This is a genomic window from Micromonospora sp. URMC 106 (assembly GCF_051386395.1).
Classification (GTDB): domain Bacteria; phylum Actinomycetota; class Actinomycetes; order Mycobacteriales; family Micromonosporaceae; genus Micromonospora.
In genome coordinates this window covers 1-639 of record NZ_JBPQTP010000242.1, presented here as the reverse complement: position 1 = coordinate 639, position 639 = coordinate 1, and the positions used below count along the sequence as shown (strand labels likewise).

Below are 639 nucleotides of genomic sequence, written 5' to 3'. Positions count from 1 at the left end.
GGGGGAAGGGGTTGGGGTTGGCCGGCGGGTAGGACATGGGTCGGCTCCAGATCTGCGCAGGGGGCGGTTCTCGGTCGGTCCCGGCCGTTGGACCCGCGACGACCACGGGCGACGGGGTGGACCGGGGGCGTGCGGTCAGTACTTCCGCTCGATCTGGCCGCGGATGGCGACGAACTCGGCCGCCGCGGCGGCCGAGGACGAGAAGAACATCACGATGATCCCGACGCTGCCGTGGTCGGCCCAGGCGCAGACGCCCAGCGGCACCCCGGCGGACTCGCCGTCGCCGCACTTGGCCTCGCCGCCGTTCGGGCCCGGGGCGATGCTGGTCAGCCTCTTGACCGACAGCTCGCCGGAGATCTCCTTGACCGCGTCGTCGAGCTCCCCCGTCGGGTTGAGCACGAAGGTGGACGCGGCGACCACCATGACCATGTCCCGCTCGTCGGCGCTGCCGTAGAAGGCGCCGACCACGCCCGTCGCCTGGGGCACCGACGACCTCAGGTCGCGGACCATGTCGTCGGCCAGCTTCCGCAGCGTCGGCTCGGTGCTCTTCGGGCGGCCCGCGAGGGTGTCCGGCGTGACGACCTGGATCCGGGGGGAGGAACTGGCCTCCGGGGACGGGGCGGCCTCCGACGACGGGGC

General features: G+C 73.2%; 1 protein-coding gene. It reads right to left on the bottom strand.

From position 1 onward, the window contains the following. Positions 1 to 135 precede the first annotated feature (135 nt). Positions 136 to 639: hypothetical protein (locus ACSNOB_RS31950; RefSeq protein ID WP_436691162.1), on the bottom strand; the 504-nt coding region annotated here is incomplete at its 5' end.